This is a genomic window from Pseudomonas sp. E315 (assembly GCF_055406205.1).
Genome location: NZ_JBUZPJ010000009.1, coordinates 56,433 through 73,354 on the forward strand (window position 1 = coordinate 56,433; position 16,922 = coordinate 73,354).

Consider the following 16,922-nt stretch of genomic DNA (forward strand, 5'->3'; position numbering starts at 1 on the left):
CGCAGTATGCGACGAAACGCAGCCTGTACGACAGGCTCCAGACGCAGTTAAGCTGAGGCCAATCTGTTGGAGCGCACGTAATGCTGACCCTTGGAAATATGTTTGTGCTGATGGTGCTGGCGACCGGAGCTGCGTGGCTGTGGCACAACCACGGTATGCGTGAGCGTGCACTGGAACGCGTTAAACAGCACTGCAACAAACTCGACATTGAACTGCTCGATGAAAACGTGGCGCTTAAAAAAATCGGTTTCATTGCAGATGCCAAAGGGCGCCGACGCTTGGCCCGTGTGTATAACTTTGAATTCACCGTGACAGGCGACCAACGACATGCCGGCACCATCACTCAATTTGGAGCCCATAGCGCAAAAATTGAACTGGCACCCTATCCGTTCAGAGCAGAAGCCGAGCCGGCACAGGGTGAAATCCCCAGTGCTCAAGTCATTGAACTGAGTCAGTGGCGCCAAGAGCACACCAAGCCGCCTCAGTGACCTATTTTGTGTAGGAGTCAGTGAGTGCCTACAACCCTCCCTTTCTAAACCGCCCATCTTTGATAAAGGCCTGTGGATAACTTTTCAGGCGCACCAATACTTGTTCGCAAAAATCCAAAAACAGGCTTGAAACCACCGAAATAGAGCCATCAACGCGTGAACTCTAAAGTGGAAACACAAAACACAATCTTGATTGTAGGACAACTTTACCAGCACAGAATCAGGTTAACCCCCCTTATTCAGGCACTTTTCCAACCCCTCAAGGAGCAGTTTCTGGTCTTGTAGGCAATCGAAGATCAATTCCAGGCGCGAATCCTTGCGCCACTCGCTGTTTTTCCACGGTTCAATGATGTTTTCCACGCAATTGGTCGAAAACCACCCCGCCGACGTGTGAATAACCAGCTTGGCACGACGCCAATCCCAGCACTTTAACCACTCCTGCAAAGCGTTTAGGTCAAATTGCTGAGAAGCATGCCAACGCCACCCCACACTCCAGCCTTGAACCTGCTGCTGAGCCAGCATGATGGGTGTTTTTGGGTCGGTAAAAACGCTATGAATTTGATTTAAATCCTTATAAATCAATGAGTTATCCACAGCATGAATATCATTCATATGCGCTGAAGGCAGCGTGTTTAGCGGGATGCAGCCCTGTTCCGTCCACAAAACAGGGCACTTTGGCAGGCTGCATGCAATCTGCTCACGTTGCTCATTTTGCACACTATTAGATTTATTCATGACCACTAAACCGGCTATTTTTAAGGCTTCCTGCTGGGTGACAGACAAGGTTTTTCCTTGAGCCAGGGCTTGCGCATCCAACACCATGACGCAGGGCTGCAAAGCCAAAACACCCAGCCAAGGCGCCTCACTGAGTTGCTTCATTATTTGTGCCGGATGCCCTAAACCTGAAGGCTCAATCAGCAGCCGATCAGGCCGAGCTTTGCGTAAAAGGCGACTCAATCCGATCTGAAACGGCGCGCCGTTTACACAACACACACAGCCGCCAGCCACCTCTGCGATGGAAATCTGATCATCCCCTTGGCTCATCAAAGCCGCATCCAAGCCTATCTGACCGAACTCATTGACCAACACCGCCCAGCGTTCTTGAGCAGGTTTGTGCGCCATCAAGTGCTGAATCAGTGTGGTTTTACCTGCGCCGAGCGGCCCGGCGATCACATGAGTAGGAATGTTCTGCTGCATCATCGCCCGCGTCTGTTTTGATCGAAGGATGCAATATGCCTCAGGCCAGCCAATCGAGGGTCAAAATTAACCTGCGCTCCCCTTGTGCCAGTTCAGGCGAGCGGTGGATCAAGCCCGCCCCCTCGTTACCCCGCCATTTTTCACCTTTAAGCAGCGCGACCTCTCCGGCTGCTATTTGCTCAATGGCAGTCGTTAAGGTCGGCTCCGCAATTGACTGACCTAACCGCCGACGCTCCATCGCATCTTCTTTCAACCACTGACTGCCAATGCCCGCGTAGGTGGTAATAAGTCGTACAGGCACATGATCAACGTGAAAGCGTGGGCACATGGCCTTATCCAGGGCTCTAAGACGTAAGCCAACGCGTTTGGCGCCCAAAAGGCAGGCGTAGGCACTGGCTAACCACGAAACATCAGCAATAAAGCCCTCATAGCCCTGCACATCACGGAAGCCTGAGGCTAGCCCATTGAGATTCGGCAATGCCTTTTCGTCCGTCATGTCCAAACTGATTGCTTCGGCTAACGGCTCGCCTAATGAGAGAAGTGCGGCACTGAAATCAACAATATGCGCGGGCAGTTGGCGCTGCCAAATCGCGATGTTCACATCGTCTTTCAATATCTGTGCAAGCACCTCAGGGGTTTGCCCTAACACTGAGTGGATAAAACGGTGAGTGCTACGAACCGGTGTACTCATCAGGCCGCAACCTCTTCATGCCACTCACCAAAAGGGTCATGCAGTTGCTGCCAACCCTCAACACCCAGGGCCATTTCTTCATCGGTAAGCAGGCAGGTATCAAGCTCAGAAGCCAACAAAACAAAGTCTATGTGCTGGCCAATAAACACCAGCTCCTGTCGGCAATCGGCCGTTTCTGGCAGCCATTTTTGCAAGATGGCAGCGTGACTTTCTGGGTCTTGCGGCCATTGATCGCGTGGCACAAAGCGCCACCATCGTCCGGCATAGCCATAGCGCATCAACCCACCGGCCTGAGACCAGCTGCCCGCTTCCTGATATTTACTGGCTAACCAAAAAAAACCTTTGGAACGCAGTAACTTGCCGTTGATCCAAGGCCTATTGATGAAATTAAAAAAACGTCCTGGGTGAAATGGACGCCGAGCTCGGTAGGCGGTAGAGGCAATTCCATACTCCTCGGTTTCGGGCACATGCTCGCCACGCAATTCTTGCAACCAGCCAGGCGCCTGGGCCGCACGTTCAAAGTCAAAACGTCCGGTATCCAGAATTTTGTGCAGGGGAACCTCACCCATCACCATCGAAATTATTTCGGCCTGAGCGTTTAGCCGCTCAAGAATCGCCATTAATTCCAAACGCTCAGCGCTACTGATCAGGTCGATTTTGCTGATCAAAATAACGTCGGCAAACTCAATTTGTTCAATCAAAAGATCGGTAATTGAGCGCTCGTCATCGTCGTCCAAGGTGGGAATGTGCGCCTGCAAACTCTCTGCCGCTTGGTAGTCCTGCAAAAAATTCACCCCATCAACCACCGTTACCATCGTGTCCAAGCGCGCAATATCCGCCAGGCTTTGGCCTGAATCGTCACGAAAGGTGAAGGTTTCAGCCACGGGAAGGGGCTCTGAAATACCGGTTGATTCGATCAATAAATAATCAAATCTCCCTTCTTTGGCTAACCGACTGACTTCTTCTAACAAGTCTTCGCGCAAGGTGCAGCAGATACAGCCATTGCTCATTTCGACCAATTTTTCTTCAGCGCGATTGAGCGTCACATCGCGTTGAACGTCTGCGCCGTCAATATTGATCTCACTCATGTCGTTGACGATGACCGCTACACGCAGGTTGTCGCGGTTACGCAAAATGTAATTCAGCAAGGTGCTTTTGCCGGCACCCAGAAAACCAGACAGCACAGTCACCGGAAGACGTTTAGGCATGGGAGAACTCCACATCAGGATTGGCAGGTCAAAGCGCCCGCTTATTGGCTTAGCCGACTTTGGCTGTCGCTAAAGATACATTATAACAATACAGCTAAAGTATTTTGTTATCTTGTAACATCTCTGGTGTTCCTGATGGAAAAACTTTATGAATGCGTTAACCCTGCCCGATGTAGCCTCACAAAACTCTCGTCAGATGATTCCGCTCGAATGGGTTGGAATGTGCAGTGTCGCGCTGCCCGTTTTAATAAATGGCCAGCGACTCTCTGCGACAGCCGATGCGGGTGTCAGCCTGGACGACCCAGAGGCTCGCGGAATACACATGTCGCGCTTATATCTAGCGCTCGAAGTACTCGAGTCAGAAGAGCTGAGCCCTCTACTTTTTAAAAAAGTTTTGCAGCAATTTCTCAACAGCCACCGTGATTTATCAGTCGGTGCCTACCTGCATATTCACACCCATGTACTGCTAAAACGTCCTGCGCTGGTCAGCCCATTGAGCGGCTGGAAAAGCTATCCGGTGAGCATCAACGCATCTCTGAAAAATGGAATGTTCCACGTGGAACTAAATGTGGAAGTGAACTACTCATCGACGTGCCCATGCTCAGCAGCTTTGGCGCGGCAACTTATTCAGCAGCAATTCGTGGATGACTTTGCCAACAAGCCACTGCAGCACACAGAGGTTTTAACGTGGCTCGGCAGTTCACAAGGCGTTGTTGCAACGCCTCATAGCCAAAGAAGTACCGCGCGTTTACAGGTGAGTTTGCATACCGAACTACCTGTGTTTCCGATAAATACGGTCATCGACCATGCTGAAAGCGCTTTGGGAACAGCAGTACAAACAGCAGTAAAACGTGCAGATGAGCAAGCCTTTGCCTTGGCTAATGGTCAAAACCTGATGTTCTGTGAAGACGCAGCACGTCGGCTGAATATGGCGATAAAACCCATTCCTGCCGTTGTTGGGTTTTGCATCAAGGTGACTCACGCAGAGAGCTTGCACAGTCATGATGCTGTAGCCGAGAGCCGCTGGAACTGGGATCCAAGGTGATCCAGCCAGGCTCTTCGCGTGTGCTTGAAGTTGGTCGTCACTGAATGGAAGCAGTGCGATTGAGAGAGGTGTACCGCGCACAGGTATCAACCTGTGCGCGACTGTAGAACGAGGTCTAATCAGCTACGCGGTTTAACGGTTCCACAGTTTTGTCCCAACCAAACAGCTCGGGTATCCATGCTGCCCTTCTGCTGGATGCCCGTCGCATTGAATGTGCCATTCACTTGCGTCGTGAACTCACGATCACTGGCAAAGGTAGCCACGCCGGCGCCCTGAGCTTTTGGACAACTAAAGCGAAACTTCCACTGATTTCCACTACGCTCAGTGATCTGCTGATTACAACCCGACTTAGGATCAGTCAGCGGAATGGAGTCAGATTTAACTTGGTCCGGCGTGAGGCACACTTGGACCCCTTTGCCTCCCATCGTTAATCCTTGGTTGGCCAATTGAGCTTTTTGCTCCGGGGTCAGCATGTTTTGCAATTGGCCAAGCATCAACTGCAGGTCAGGTAACGGCTGCCCATCCACCTGCATGTTGCTGGATGTCAGCTCCCACAGGCCCGGTTGCAATACTTGGGCTTGAGCCACAGGGATTGATAAACCACAGGCTATAAACAGTCCCAGCAAACGAACATTCATCAGGTAGCTCCTACGCAGTTGTGCGCATTAGACGTTAAAAAGTGACTGGCGTTGCACTGGCAACTAAATAGGACATTCATAACAGAACATGGTCTGTTAGTAACTTGGCGTTAAATATTGAGGAGCAAGGATACGCATGGATTATCTCGGCCCACACGTTTTTGGTTACCTGATTTTATTAATCCACAGCTTAGGCTTGATTGCCGCTGTGCATGCCGTGTTAACCGTCAGAACGGCACAAGGGTCAATTGCTTGGGCAATGTCTTTGTTCTTCATTCCTTACCTGACCCTCATCCCCTATCTGATCTTTGGCCGCAGCACTTTTGACGATTACATCCGCGCCCGCCGCGATGCTAATCAAGAAATGCGCGAGGCCATCATTGATCTGAACTGGCGTCCTTGGGTAGAAGAAGCACTGGCGGCTCGTAACTCGAAGGCCTACACCTCATTGCGCGCTATGCCAAAGTTGGGGCGCATGCCTTGCTTGGCCAACAATCAGGTGCACTTACTGATTAATGGCCAAGCCACTTTTGATGCCATTTTCAAAGCCATTCGGGCAGCACAGCAGGTAGTGCTGGTTCAGTTTTTTATCGTTCATGACGATGATTTAGGTAAGCGGCTGCATGCACTGTTATTAGAGAAAGCGGCCGAAGGCGTGGCCGTGTATTTGTTATACGACAGCATAGGCAGCCATTCACTGCCCAAAAGTTATGCTGAATCACTGCGCGCAGGCGGCGTTAACGCGCAAGCATTCGCCACGCGCGGCGGTTGGATCAGTCGCTTTCAGGTGAACTTTCGTAATCATCGCAAGGTGGTCGTAGTTGATGGCGTGAAAGGTTTTGTGGGAGGCCATAACGTGGGAGATGAATACCTGGGTGCAAAGCCGCCTCTGTCCCCATGGCGCGATACTCACGTCGAAGTCACTGGCCCTGTGGTCGCCTGCCTGCAAGAGTCATTTGCCGAAGACTGGTTTTGGGCCGCGCGCAAATTACCGCCGCTGATCCTGCCGCAGACCTATCCAGAGGGTGGAGTGTTGTGTCAGTTTTTGGCGAGTGGCCCGGCTGACCCTTACGAAACCTGCTCGTTGTTTTTCGTCGAAGCGATACATGCAGCCAACGAAAGAGTCTGGATAACCACCCCCTACTTCGTACCAGATGAAGCCGTTTTCTCAGCCCTGCGACTTGCTGTGCTAAGGGGGGTGGATGTGCGCATCCTGATACCCGCTCGCCCCGATCACAAAATCGTCTATGCCGCGTCCAGCTTGTATGCCTTCGAAGCCGTTAGAGCAGGCGTACGTGTCTTGCGTTATCAGCCAGGTTTTTTGCACCAAAAAGTGGTGTTGATCGACAGCGAAATCAGCGCCATCGGCAGTGCCAATATGGATAACCGCTCGTTCCGCTTGAACTTCGAAGTGATGCTGTTAACCGTCGACAAAGCCTTTGCCGCACAAGTCGAACAAATGCTCATTGATGACTTCGCCTTGTCGCGAGAAATTTCTGAAGCGGATATTAAATCAACACATCGTTTGCAGCAGCTCGGCATGCGTGTGGCGCGGTTGGTCTCGCCAGTTTTGTAGCATGTAGGCAACTGCCTAATAAAAGGTAGGCCCGATATGAAATGGCCGGACTGACCAGACATTCCTTGTTTCGCTCCCTAAGCTCAGAGGCTCGCCCACCGAGCCACTTAGCTTAAGAGACCGATACCAATGAAACTCTCACTAATGGGTTTACTGTTCAGCGTCACTCCACTCGTTCAGGCTGCCGCCGCGCAAGTTACCCAACCTTCAATTGTTGTGGAGTTTGGCAAACCCACCTACATGCACCGCCTGCAGTACTTAAAAATGTACGGTGAAAAACCATTTGAAGAGGCAGTGCTGTACTACTACGACAACGGCCTCTACAAAATTATTTCTCCAGGCGAAGACCATTACGGCGCTTATGTGGTTGAAGGTGCCTTCACTGATGATGAATACAAGATCAGCTACATCTCATTTCCGTCTGTTGATTGGGGCGGTAATGTGGCCCGTCATGATCTGGTGTTCAACAAGAACACGCTGACATTCGAGCAGAAGGCCTTGGCTCAAGTTGACCAAAATATCCCGTTGCAACACGGGCGTTTCAATCAGGAAAAAAACCTGATTGAAAACCCGGTTGCACAAACGTGGGATGCTTACCGTCAGCGATAAATATCCGCCCGGGTCGGTGGTAACTCAAGCGAGCCATCGGCATGGGGTTTAGCCGCCAGAATCTGATGGATGTTAATCCAGCCCCGTGCGAAGGCGTAAGCACAACCAGCCAAGTAAAGCCGCCAAATACGTAGCGTTTGTTCCGGTACTTGCTTGGCTGCGGCATCGAGGTTGTTTTCCAGACGCTGGCTCCAATGTTCTAGCGTGCGCGCGTAATGCAGCCGCAGGCTTTCAACATCAACCACTTCAAGCCCCGCTTCACTGATCTGAGCGCTAATCATCGACACGTGCGGTAACTCACCATTGGGAAAGACGTAACGCTCAATAAACTCACCCGCGCCGCGACCAACCTGACGACCATCCGTGTGTTTGGCGGTAATCCCATGATTCATCACCAACCCCCCTTCGCGTACCGCCCTGGATAAGATGTGGCAGTACTCGCGTAAGTTGGCGTGACCAACGTGCTCAAACATCCCGACGCTAACAATTTTGTCGAAGCGGCCATCTTGTGGCAGGTCGCGATAATCCAATAGCTGCAAATCGACTTTGTCTTGCAAACCTTCTGCTTTGACGCGTTCGCGGGCAAGCTTCAACTGCTCTTTGCTCAAGGTGATACCAAACACCTTGACCCCGAACTCACGGGCTGCAAAGCGCGCTAAGCCACCCCAACCACACCCGACATCCAGCAAGTACTCGCCCGGCTTGAGCCGCAACTTGCGGCACAGATGACGGAACTTGGCTTGCTGTGCTTCGTCCAGGCTCTCTTCGCCAGTTTCAAAGTAGCCACAGGAATACACCATGTCTCGATCGAGCCACAGCTGATAGAAGTCGTTGGACAGGTCGTAATGGTAGGAAATAGACGCAGCGTCTGTGGCCTTATCGTGATAAATCCGCGGCGGCGTAGCATCTTCGTCATCGCTCAATAGCGCCTGACTCAACTCATCGCACACGCGAACAACTTCACTGATTGGGCCTTCAAGTTCCAGGCGCCCTTCCACGAAAGCGCTGCCCAACAGGTCGAGGCTTGGGTGTGAGAACTCAGCCACAATCTTTGGGTCCTTGACCACAATCGTGACACTTGGCTCGGGGCCAAGATTGAACTCGTGCCCATCCCAAAGCCTTAAGCGCAATGGAAGTTTAAGATTCTGTAAGGCTGGTGGTAGTTGCGCGAGCATCAGTGTTCCTCCCTCAATTCAGACGTCAAAAACAAAGGGTAGACGATTCACGGCAACTGTCAGGTTTATGGGCCAGAAGGTAGGCGCCAGAGCGGATGAAACATTTTTTATGGACGCTTGGGTCGCTTAAAAAAGCAAAGCACGAACGCTCTGTTAGCGACACCCAGCGAGTCTGGAGTCGCTAACAGAAGAAGACACTCTGCGATTACTGTGGATGAGCCATCAGCTGTTTTGCCACAGCCTCAAAGGCTGGAATAGTGACGGGGTCGTTCGCTGAGTTGCTGGCAATCGGGTTTGAAGCATAACGGGCGATCACCATCTCGGCTTTTGGATCTATGTAAATACGCTGGCCATACACCCCTCGCGCCATGAATGCACCCTCTGCGTTATGCGTCACCCACCACATATTGCGATAGCTACCTCCTTTGAGAAGGTCGTACCCGGCCTTGGCAAAAGCCTCTTTATCTCCGCCCGCACGAATATCATCGACCACTGCTTTGGGCACGATTTGCTGACCCAGGTATTGGCCATCGTTGCGGATCATTTCACCAAACCGAGCCAGATCCCGTAGCCCAGTATTCAACCCGCCACCCGCAAAAGGTGTACCAATGGAGTCCACCGTAAAATACGCATCTTGTTCAGCGCCAATGCGCTGCCAGATTCTTTCCGACAATAATTGCGCCACGTTCCGCCCCGTCACCCGTGCGATCACCCAGCCCAATACGTCGGAGTTAACGGTTTTATACGCAAAGGCTTTGCCATGCTCGCCCAAAGGTTGAACGGTCTGCAAATACTCCATATAGCTTTGTGGACCGGTGTAGTCCTTGGGTTTTGGCAGCGGGTTACCGGCCTGCGCATGTTGCCAGACTTCAGCATTAGGATCGGCGTAGTCTTCGCTAAACTTAAGCCCAGTGGTCATATCCAGCACCTGGCGCAAGGTCGCATTACCGAATGCCGACTGAGCCAGTTCTGGCACGTACGCCGCGATTTTTTTATCGGCATCTAATGTGCCATCGGCCACCAACATCGCTCCTAATGTACCGACGACCGATTTGGTGACGGACATTGCACCGTGCTGCCCTTGAGGGTTGAGCACACCAAAGTAGCGTTCATATACAACGTGCCCACGGTGCAACACCACAATGCCATCCGTGTAGTTGGCGGCCAGCGATTGCTCCCACGTCATGGGCTGTTGGGCGCCCAGCGGCACAAAGGTCAGCGTGTCGATATCTGATCGCAGGGTTTTCTCCAAAGGCACCGGCGCGCCCAGCCCACGAGAAACATTAGTGGTAGGCATTAGTTGGCGAAAGTTGGAAACGCTCCAGCGCATGGCCGGAAACTTAAAATAACTGCCATCAGCAAAACGAATGATTCGATCAGCCGGAGGCGGCGCGCCGACCATCCAACCCATTGTTGCGGGATCGCTGGCGGCGGCATCCGGGTAAGTGGGCTTATCATCCGCGTAGGCAATGGAAGCAGCCAAACACGAGAGCAAAAAAACAGCACTTGCGTGTACGGGTTTTAATAAATGCTTAAACATACGAACGCCTCAGTCAAAAATGGAATTCAGCTACTTACTTTTGCAATTAGCGCTTCCAGTTGATGAAAGTCACTGTGAAGGTTTCTTTCTTTGCACCAAATCATATCGAGCGTGAAGGTCGGAAAACCTGCCGGCGGTTGGAGGATTTTTATTTGCGGCGGCAGATGCAGAGTAGCCAATACTTTTTGCGGCACTACGATCAGCGCAGGAACGGACAACAAAATATTCACCCCTGCGTGATAAGAATTAGCGCGGGTAAACACTTTTCTACGGCGACCCTGCTTGTCTAACCAAGCATCCACCATGTTTTTTTCGGAGCGCCACGGGGTTGGAAACACCTGCGGTGTTTCACAAAAATCCTCAATGCTCAGGGCAGTTTTCGGCTGGTGCTTTGGCACGCTGGATAAGCACACAAAAGAATCTTCACTTAGGCTTCGATAGTCCAAAAGCGGATGACGCTGGTGATATCCCGCGCCAAAGCCAAAACAAACATCGGCGTCCCCTCCCAGCAATTCATTGATGGGCAGATCTTTATCTAACCGGCTGACGTTCAATGACCAAGGCCGCTCGGCCAAGCGCACTTGGTGCAACAAGGACGGCAGCATCAATACTTCAAAGTATTCAGGCGCCGTAATGTTCCATTGGCGAGTGGGCAACGTCTGGGCGACACCTTCTTTAGCGCACTGATTGATGCACTGCACGATATTTTGCAGATAGGGTTTGATCGCCAGCACCCGTGCGGTGGGCTGCATCGCGCCGTCACTGTTCTCAAACAGCTTGTCGTCAAAACAGCTTCTGAGTTTTTTGAGGCTGTAGCTGATGCTCGACTGACTGAGGTTGAGAATTTCTGAAACCCGTTTGGCACTGCGATTTTCAATCAACAACAGAACAATCGAAATATCCTGCATATCCAATTGTTTCAATGCGTTGGTATACAACATGCCGACTCCTTGTTGGCGTTATCCACAGGCCAGAAACTATTCGACTCGCAAGGCGGCCGAATGGGAGCCAGGTAAATTCAGAGAATTAAAACTGTTGTACCCCGTGCGGCGAACCTCTGGGTCGGATGAAGGGGCAGAACGATGCAGCGCTGATCATTCTGACAGATAGTCGGCGTCATCGAGACTGAGTGCTTGGCTGGTTCGGGTTCGGGTTCGGGTTCGGGTTCGGGTTCGGGTTCGGCAACACGATGGTTTCCTCAAAATCTCCAGACTGTTCGGCATTACTCGCGTTATGTCTTAAAATCGCCGGTTGCCGAAGAACCGTCATGACCATAGCCATGAAGGGCTTCCATCCTTTACAAATAAGTGTGGTTAAGATGAACAAGCCTTTCATTTCGCTGTGCCCTGAAATTACTCGTGCGCACGCGCTGACGTTGATGGACTGGTTGGAAGATGAACGCGTCACCTGCTATCTGAGCGATTCGCGTCATGTCTCCCGATCCATTGAGCAAGCCATTGATCGGACCCAATTGCCGATTCTGACCCATCTATTCAACCAGGGCGGCCGCTTCTTCATGGCTTATGACCGGCATGACGCCCCGGTGGGCTTTGTCCGTCTAATCAAAACCGGCTCAAATTGCGAGATAGTCCTGGTCATCGGAGACAGCGACAAATGGGGCCGAAACCTTGGCGCGCGCACGATCCGCGAAGGTATGAAACTGGCCTTCCTCGACATGCGAGCCAAGAAGCTCATCGCCAAGATCCATCCGGACAACGCGCGCTCGCTGAAAGCTTTTCTGCGCAGCGGCTTCCTGCTTGAGAGCGAAACGCCGACATTGAAGTCATTTTCCATGACGGCGGGGCGCTATCTTCAGTTCTTGCGCGAAGGTACCGTTGGCGACGACACCAGGATCTACATCACTGAAATCGACAAGGCCAGGCTCGAGAGTTTAATCGCGCTCGAGCAAGGCCCTACCGTTGTTGAACTCGAACATGAGCTTGAGCGAGCCATTGTCGTCAAGCCGCAGCAGGTTGCGTGCAATGTCGTCACGATGAATTCCAGGGCCTTGCTACAGCTGGACGACGAAGAGATCGAAGTGGCCTTGGTCTACCCTGAAGACGAAGACAGCAAAGCGGGCAAACATTCCGTGTATTCCGATATCGGCGCGGCCATCTTGGGGTATCAGGAGGGGGACGCTATTGACTGGCGAATTTCTGATCGAACCCGCCGGATTGAGATCATGAAAGTGCTTTACCAGCCGGAAGCTGCGGGCGATTTCCACCTATAACTGCGCCCTTTGCTCGGTGTTCATCCATCAGGCGCGAGGTTCCCCCAAGAGGCGGGGGCCTCACTTTCCGTGCCTGATGCGGACCGCTGGATGGTCAAGGGCAAGAGCGGCAGGAGGCGGCAAGGCAGACCTAGCCGGCTCCTGCGACCGTTTTAATTATCTAAATCCAGCAGTGGGGTTTATTCCACGGTGACGGATTTAGCCAAATTACGCGGCTGATCCACGTCGGTGCCTTTAAGCACAGCGACGTAGTAAGACAGTAATTGCAGCGGGATGGTGTAGAGGATCGGCGCCAGTACATCGTGGATGTGCGGCATGTTGATCACATGCGTACCTTCGCCATTGGTCATGCCCGCTTGCTCATCGGCGAACACAATCAACTCGCCGCCACGGGCGCGAACTTCTTGCAGATTGGACTTCAGCTTTTCCAACAGTTCATTGTTTGGTGCAACGGTTACGACGGGCATGTCGTTATCCACAAGTGCTAGCGGGCCGTGCTTCAGTTCGCCTGCTGGATACGCTTCGGCATGGATATACGAAATTTCCTTGAGCTTGAGTGCACCCTCCATAGCCACTGGGAACTGAGCGCCACGACCCAAGAACAAGGTGTGATGCTTGTCAGCAAACAATTCGGCGACCTTCTCAACGATGGCGTCCATCGCCAGCGCTTCACCTAAACGTGCAGGTAAACGACGCAGTTCTTCAACCAACTGAGCCTCAACACCCGCTTCTAGCGTGCCACGCACTTGCCCAAGAGACAGGGTCAGGAGCAGCAGGCCGACTAGTTGCGTGGTAAATGCTTTAGTCGATGCAACGCCGATTTCGCGACCCGCTTGAGTCAGCAGTGTTAGATCAGACTCACGTACCAATGAGCTGATGCCTACGTTACAAATCGCCAAGCTGCCGAGGAAACCCAGCTCTTTGGCATTGCGCAACGCAGCCAAGGTGTCTGCGGTTTCACCTGATTGCGAAATCGAAACAAACAAGGTGTCTGGCTGTACCACAACTTTGCGATAGCGGAACTCGCTGGCCACTTCGACCTGACACGGAATACCCGCCAAACTTTCCAGCCAGTAACGAGCGACCATCCCTGCGTGATAACTGGTACCACACGCCACGATCTGAACATTGCGTACTTTGGCGAACAACTCGGCCGCTTGTGGGCCGAATGCGTTGACCAGGACATGATCCTGACCTAGACGGTTTTCTAGAGTGCGCTGCACAACAGCTGGCTGCTCGTGAATTTCTTTGAGCATGTAATGGCGGTATTCACCTTTCTCTGCCGCTTCGGCCCCATCACGATATTGCACCGCTTCACGCTGAACGGTCTTACCGTCTACATCCCAAATCTGCACGCTGTCACGGCGGATTTCGGCAATGTCACCCTCTTCCAGGTAAACAAAGCGGTCAGTTACTTGGCGCAACGCCAATTGATCGGAAGCCAGGAAGTTTTCACCCAAACCTAAGCCAATCACCAGCGGGCTGCCACTGCGAGCGGCAACCAAACGGTCAGGCTGTTTAGCGCTGATAACCGCCAAGCCATAAGCACCATGCAACTCTTTAACCGTAGCTTTCAATGCTTCGGTCAGATCGCTTTGCTCTTTAAGTTTGTGATTGAGCAGGTGAGCAATGACTTCAGTGTCCGTGTCCGAGGTGAACTCGTAACCCAGACCTTTGAGTTGCTCACGCAGGGCTTCGTAGTTTTCGATGATGCCGTTGTGAACAACAGCCAAATCAGAACCCGAAAAATGTGGGTGAGCATTTCGCTCGCATGGTGCGCCGTGAGTTGCCCAACGGGTATGAGCGATGCCCAAGCGCCCCGCCAAAGGCTGACCGGCCAGTGCTTGTTCAAGCTCAGCGACTTTGCCGTTACGGCGCATGCGTTCCAATGTTCCGTTGTGGGTAAACACGGCTACACCAGCGCTGTCATAGCCGCGATATTCGAGACGTTTCAGGCCTTCGAGCAGAATGGCCGTGATATTCCGTTCAGCGACTGCGCCAACGATTCCACACATAAAGTTCTCCTAACTGAGGGCGGCGCATAACAAAGTTATGCCCCGGGCCTGAATCTGTTCGCGTGCCTCCATTGGCAAGCGATCATCTGTAATAAGGGTATGGACACTGCTCCACGGCAGTTCCAAATTGGGTATCTTGCGACCGATTTTGTCGGACTCGACCATCACAATCACTTCACGTGCGACTTCAGCCATTACTCGGCTCAACCCCAACAGTTCGTTGAAGGTTGTAGTACCGCGCAGCAGATCAATGCCATCAGCACCGATGAACAGTTGATCGAAGTCGTAGGAGCGCAGCACTTGCTCGGCCACTTGGCCTTGAAAGGATTCTGAGTGAGGGTCCCAAGTGCCGCCTGTCATCAACAACACAGGCTCATGTTCAAGTTCACTGAGTGCATTGGCGACGTGCAAAGAATTGGTCATCACAACCAGGCCGGGCTGTAAGCCCAGTTCAGGAATCATCGAGGCCGTGGTGCTGCCGCTGTCGATAATGATTCGCGCATGCTCTTTAATCAGGCCAACCGCCACCCGGGCGATAGCTTGTTTATAAAGAGAAACAGGTTGGGCTGGGTCGCTAACGAGCTCTTGCGGCATGGTGATGGCACCACCATAGCGGCGCAACAGAAGGCCATTACTTTCGAGCGCTGCCAGATCCTTGCGAATCGTAACCTCAGAGGTTTCGAAGCGTTTAGCCAGTTCATCAACAGTCACTTCACCTTGCTCATTGAGCAGGCTAAGAATGTTGTGTCTGCGCTGTGGCGTGTTGCGTTTCGACATAATGGCTTAAGTTTCGTTTCGAAAGATAACGAAAGCAATGAGACATCATCTCGAAATGGGCGTCAACAAAATATTGCGCTTATTTTCCGGTGAATAACTCTATGTACGCCCGGGTGGCAGACTTAAAACCCAGGATATGAAGCAGATAAAAAAAGCCTTATCCACAAGTGATGGATAAGGCTTTTGTTTAAAGCATTGATTTAAAGCAGTTATACGACAACCTGTTTTTACCCACAAACCCGCCACCCCTGCCTGTGGATAACCTGCAATTACGCTTTTGGCAGCTTGGTTGGGCGCTTCCAACCTTCAATGTTGCGTTGACGTGCCCGACCAACGGCTAGCTGTTGCACGCCCACATCCTGATTAATCGTTGAACCTGCCGCAGTGGTGGCACCGTCAGAGATATCCACAGGCGCGACCAGCGAGTTATTGGAGCCAATGAACACATCAGCCCCCAATACGGTTTTGAATTTGTTTGCACCGTCGTAGTTGCAGGTAATGGTGCCAGCGCCAATGTTGGTACGCGCACCGACTTCAGCATCGCCCAAATAGGTCAGATGACCGCATTTAGCGTCTTCACCGAGGTGGGCGTTTTTCAACTCAACAAAGTTACCCACATGGGCACGGGCATCGAGCACGCTGCCAGGACGTAAGCGAGCAAAGGGGCCAGCATCGCTGCCCTCTCCCATCACAGCCCCATCCAGGTGGCTGTTGGCTTTAACAACAACACCTTTGCGCAAGGTACTGTCTTTGATCACGCAGTTCGGGCCAATGACCACGTCGTCCTCAATGACCACGCGACCTTCAAGAATCACGTTGATGTCGATGAGCACATCGCGGCCGACCGTTACTTCGCCACGAACGTCGAAACGCGCCGGGTCACGCAAGGTCACACCCAACACCATCAGCCGACGTGCTTCACGCAACTGATAATGACGCTCTAGTTCACTGAGCTGTTTACGGTCATTGGCGCCCTGCACTTCCATTGGGTCGTGGGCATGTTCGGTGGCTACGACCAAGCCATCGTTGACCGCCATCGCAATCACGTCGGTCAGGTAATACTCGCCCTGTGCATTGTTGTTGGACAGCCGGCTCATCCAGTCAGCCAGGCGATGAGTTGGCAACGCCAGAATGCCGGTATTACCTTCAGTGATAGACCGTTGCGCGTCAGTGGCGTCTTTGTGCTCAACAATGGCGCAAACCTTGCCTGCCGCATCGCGCACAATTCGGCCATAACCTGTCGGGTCGGCCAGATTGACGGTCAGCAAGCCCAGTTGTTCGGGGCCGACTTGTTTGAGCAGACGCTGAAGGGTCTCGACTTCGATCAAAGGTACATCGCCGTACAAAATCAGTACGTTCTGCGCCGTTAGAAATGGCAGAGCCTGAGCTACCGCGTGGCCGGTGCCGAGTTGCTTGTCTTGCAGCACAAAATTCAGATCATCGGCGGCCAAACGTTCACGAACCAGTTCAGCACCGTGGCCGATAACGACATGAATGCCGTTGGGTTTAAGCTGGCGAGCACTGTGGATAACATGCCCAAGCATGGAATTGCCAGCAACGGGGTGCAGAACCTTGGGCAGGGCCGAACGCATACGGGTGCCCTGACCTGCAGCGAGAATAACGATATCGAGAGACATGACTGGCTACCAATCCTGGGTGGTCAGCGGCTGCGACCAAAAGTATTTCGCGGGAAAAGAAAAAGGGTAGCCGAGGCTACCCTTTTTAATCAATCA

General features: G+C 52.4%; 15 protein-coding genes. 5 read left to right on the forward strand and 10 right to left on the reverse strand.

The features are described from left to right. Positions 1 to 80 precede the first annotated feature (80 nt). Positions 81 to 488, forward strand: a complete 408-nt coding sequence (locus ACZRJQ_RS14075) for a DUF3301 domain-containing protein (protein WP_463978946.1) — start codon at positions 81 to 83, stop codon at positions 486 to 488. A gap of 225 nt (positions 489 to 713) precedes the next feature. On the opposite strand, the gene ACZRJQ_RS14080 is transcribed toward ACZRJQ_RS14075, so the two are convergent. Genes ACZRJQ_RS14080 through zigA form a run of 3 tightly spaced genes read right to left on the reverse strand, consistent with a single transcriptional unit; the run spans position 714 to position 3,584 of the window. Next, entirely contained in the window at positions 714 to 1,685 is a 972-nt protein-coding gene (locus tag ACZRJQ_RS14080; RefSeq protein WP_463979052.1) for a CobW family GTP-binding protein, read from the reverse strand. Between the two features lie 40 nt (positions 1,686 to 1,725). Further along, positions 1,726 to 2,376 carry a DUF1826 domain-containing protein gene (locus tag ACZRJQ_RS14085; RefSeq protein ID WP_463978947.1) on the reverse strand — a complete coding sequence of 217 codons (651 nt, stop codon included), beginning with the start codon at positions 2,374 to 2,376 and terminating at the stop codon, positions 1,726 to 1,728. Then, positions 2,376 to 3,584: a zinc metallochaperone GTPase ZigA gene (zigA, locus tag ACZRJQ_RS14090; protein ID WP_463978948.1), complete on the reverse strand. Its 1,209-nt coding sequence runs from the start codon at positions 3,582 to 3,584 to the stop codon at positions 2,376 to 2,378. The genes ACZRJQ_RS14085 and zigA overlap by 1 nt, the downstream gene beginning before the upstream one ends. 148 nt (positions 3,585 to 3,732) lie before the next feature. On the opposite strand from zigA, the gene folE2 reads away from it, so the two are divergent. Next, on the forward strand, positions 3,733 to 4,629 hold the full coding sequence (folE2, locus tag ACZRJQ_RS14095) for a GTP cyclohydrolase FolE2 (protein ID WP_463978949.1): 897 nt from the start codon (positions 3,733 to 3,735) through the stop codon (positions 4,627 to 4,629). A 119-nt stretch (positions 4,630 to 4,748) separates the two neighbouring features. Here folE2 and ACZRJQ_RS14100 read toward each other — a convergent pair whose 3' ends face one another. Beyond that, positions 4,749 to 5,267, reverse strand: a complete 519-nt coding sequence (locus ACZRJQ_RS14100) for a DUF3617 domain-containing protein (RefSeq protein WP_463978950.1) — start codon at positions 5,265 to 5,267, stop codon at positions 4,749 to 4,751. 136 nt (positions 5,268 to 5,403) lie between these two features. Here ACZRJQ_RS14100 and cls point away from each other — a divergent pair, with 136 nt between their 5' ends. Further along, positions 5,404 to 6,843 (forward strand): cardiolipin synthase, encoded by a 1,440-nt coding sequence (cls, locus tag ACZRJQ_RS14105; RefSeq protein WP_463978951.1) that lies wholly within the window; start codon positions 5,404 to 5,406, stop codon positions 6,841 to 6,843. A 129-nt stretch (positions 6,844 to 6,972) separates the two neighbouring features. Then, the gene (locus ACZRJQ_RS14110; RefSeq protein WP_463978952.1) at positions 6,973 to 7,452 is read left to right on the forward strand and encodes a hypothetical protein; all 480 of its coding nucleotides are present in this window, start codon (positions 6,973 to 6,975) and stop codon (positions 7,450 to 7,452) included. Here the strand turns inward: ACZRJQ_RS14110 and cfaB are convergent. From cfaB to ACZRJQ_RS14125, 3 genes are all read right to left on the reverse strand, one after another. After that, positions 7,443 to 8,627: a C17 cyclopropane fatty acid synthase CfaB gene (gene cfaB, locus ACZRJQ_RS14115; protein ID WP_463978953.1), complete on the reverse strand. Its 1,185-nt coding sequence runs from the start codon at positions 8,625 to 8,627 to the stop codon at positions 7,443 to 7,445. The genes ACZRJQ_RS14110 and cfaB overlap by 10 nt on opposite strands. A 205-nt stretch (positions 8,628 to 8,832) precedes the next feature. Then, a complete protein-coding gene (locus ACZRJQ_RS14120) occupies positions 8,833 to 10,167 on the reverse strand; it encodes a serine hydrolase domain-containing protein (RefSeq protein ID WP_463978954.1) in 1,335 nt (444 codons plus the stop codon). A gap of 26 nt (positions 10,168 to 10,193) precedes the next feature. After that, positions 10,194 to 11,108, reverse strand: a complete 915-nt coding sequence (locus ACZRJQ_RS14125) for a LysR substrate-binding domain-containing protein (protein WP_463978955.1) — start codon at positions 11,106 to 11,108, stop codon at positions 10,194 to 10,196. A gap of 326 nt (positions 11,109 to 11,434) precedes the next feature. Between ACZRJQ_RS14125 and ACZRJQ_RS14130 the strand changes: the two genes are divergently transcribed. Continuing rightward, a complete protein-coding gene (locus ACZRJQ_RS14130; protein WP_463978956.1) occupies positions 11,435 to 12,397 on the forward strand; it encodes a bifunctional GNAT family N-acetyltransferase/nucleoside diphosphate kinase regulator in 963 nt (320 codons plus the stop codon). 179 nt (positions 12,398 to 12,576) lie between these two features. Here the strand turns inward: ACZRJQ_RS14130 and glmS are convergent, their stop codons facing one another. The 3 genes from glmS to glmU all read right to left on the reverse strand — a co-directional run bounded on the left by glmS (position 12,577) and on the right by glmU (position 16,826). Further along, entirely contained in the window at positions 12,577 to 14,412 is a 1,836-nt protein-coding gene (gene glmS / locus ACZRJQ_RS14135) for a glutamine--fructose-6-phosphate transaminase (isomerizing) (protein ID WP_463978957.1), read from the reverse strand. A 9-nt stretch (positions 14,413 to 14,421) separates the two neighbouring features. Then, positions 14,422 to 15,192, reverse strand: coding sequence for a DeoR/GlpR family DNA-binding transcription regulator (locus tag ACZRJQ_RS14140; protein ID WP_463979053.1), 771 nt, complete (start codon positions 15,190 to 15,192; stop codon positions 14,422 to 14,424). 266 nt (positions 15,193 to 15,458) lie between these two features. Continuing rightward, positions 15,459 to 16,826 (reverse strand): bifunctional UDP-N-acetylglucosamine diphosphorylase/glucosamine-1-phosphate N-acetyltransferase GlmU, encoded by a 1,368-nt coding sequence (glmU, locus tag ACZRJQ_RS14145; RefSeq protein ID WP_463978958.1) that lies wholly within the window; start codon positions 16,824 to 16,826, stop codon positions 15,459 to 15,461. Positions 16,827 to 16,922: the final 96 nt, after the last annotated feature.

What these genes read in the sequence shown, in the direction of transcription:
- ACZRJQ_RS14075 (WP_463978946.1), top strand. Translation starts at nt 81, where the DNA reads ATGCTGACCCTTGGAAATATGTTTGTGCTGATGGTGCTGGCGACCGGA.
- ACZRJQ_RS14080 (WP_463979052.1), bottom strand. Translation starts at nt 1,685, where the DNA reads ATGCAGCAGAACATTCCTACTCATGTGATCGCCGGGCCGCTCGGCGCA.
- ACZRJQ_RS14085 (WP_463978947.1), bottom strand. Translation starts at nt 2,376, where the DNA reads ATGAGTACACCGGTTCGTAGCACTCACCGTTTTATCCACTCAGTGTTA.
- zigA (WP_463978948.1), bottom strand. Translation starts at nt 3,584, where the DNA reads ATGCCTAAACGTCTTCCGGTGACTGTGCTGTCTGGTTTTCTGGGTGCC.
- folE2 (WP_463978949.1), top strand. Translation starts at nt 3,733, where the DNA reads ATGAATGCGTTAACCCTGCCCGATGTAGCCTCACAAAACTCTCGTCAG.
- ACZRJQ_RS14100 (WP_463978950.1), bottom strand. Translation starts at nt 5,267, where the DNA reads ATGAATGTTCGTTTGCTGGGACTGTTTATAGCCTGTGGTTTATCAATC.
- cls (WP_463978951.1), top strand. Translation starts at nt 5,404, where the DNA reads ATGGATTATCTCGGCCCACACGTTTTTGGTTACCTGATTTTATTAATC.
- ACZRJQ_RS14110 (WP_463978952.1), top strand. Translation starts at nt 6,973, where the DNA reads ATGAAACTCTCACTAATGGGTTTACTGTTCAGCGTCACTCCACTCGTT.
- cfaB (WP_463978953.1), bottom strand. Translation starts at nt 8,627, where the DNA reads ATGCTCGCGCAACTACCACCAGCCTTACAGAATCTTAAACTTCCATTG.
- ACZRJQ_RS14120 (WP_463978954.1), bottom strand. Translation starts at nt 10,167, where the DNA reads ATGTTTAAGCATTTATTAAAACCCGTACACGCAAGTGCTGTTTTTTTG.
- ACZRJQ_RS14125 (WP_463978955.1), bottom strand. Translation starts at nt 11,108, where the DNA reads ATGTTGTATACCAACGCATTGAAACAATTGGATATGCAGGATATTTCG.
- ACZRJQ_RS14130 (WP_463978956.1), top strand. Translation starts at nt 11,435, where the DNA reads ATGACCATAGCCATGAAGGGCTTCCATCCTTTACAAATAAGTGTGGTT.
- glmS (WP_463978957.1), bottom strand. Translation starts at nt 14,412, where the DNA reads ATGTGTGGAATCGTTGGCGCAGTCGCTGAACGGAATATCACGGCCATT.
- glmU (WP_463978958.1), bottom strand. Translation starts at nt 16,826, where the DNA reads ATGTCTCTCGATATCGTTATTCTCGCTGCAGGTCAGGGCACCCGTATG.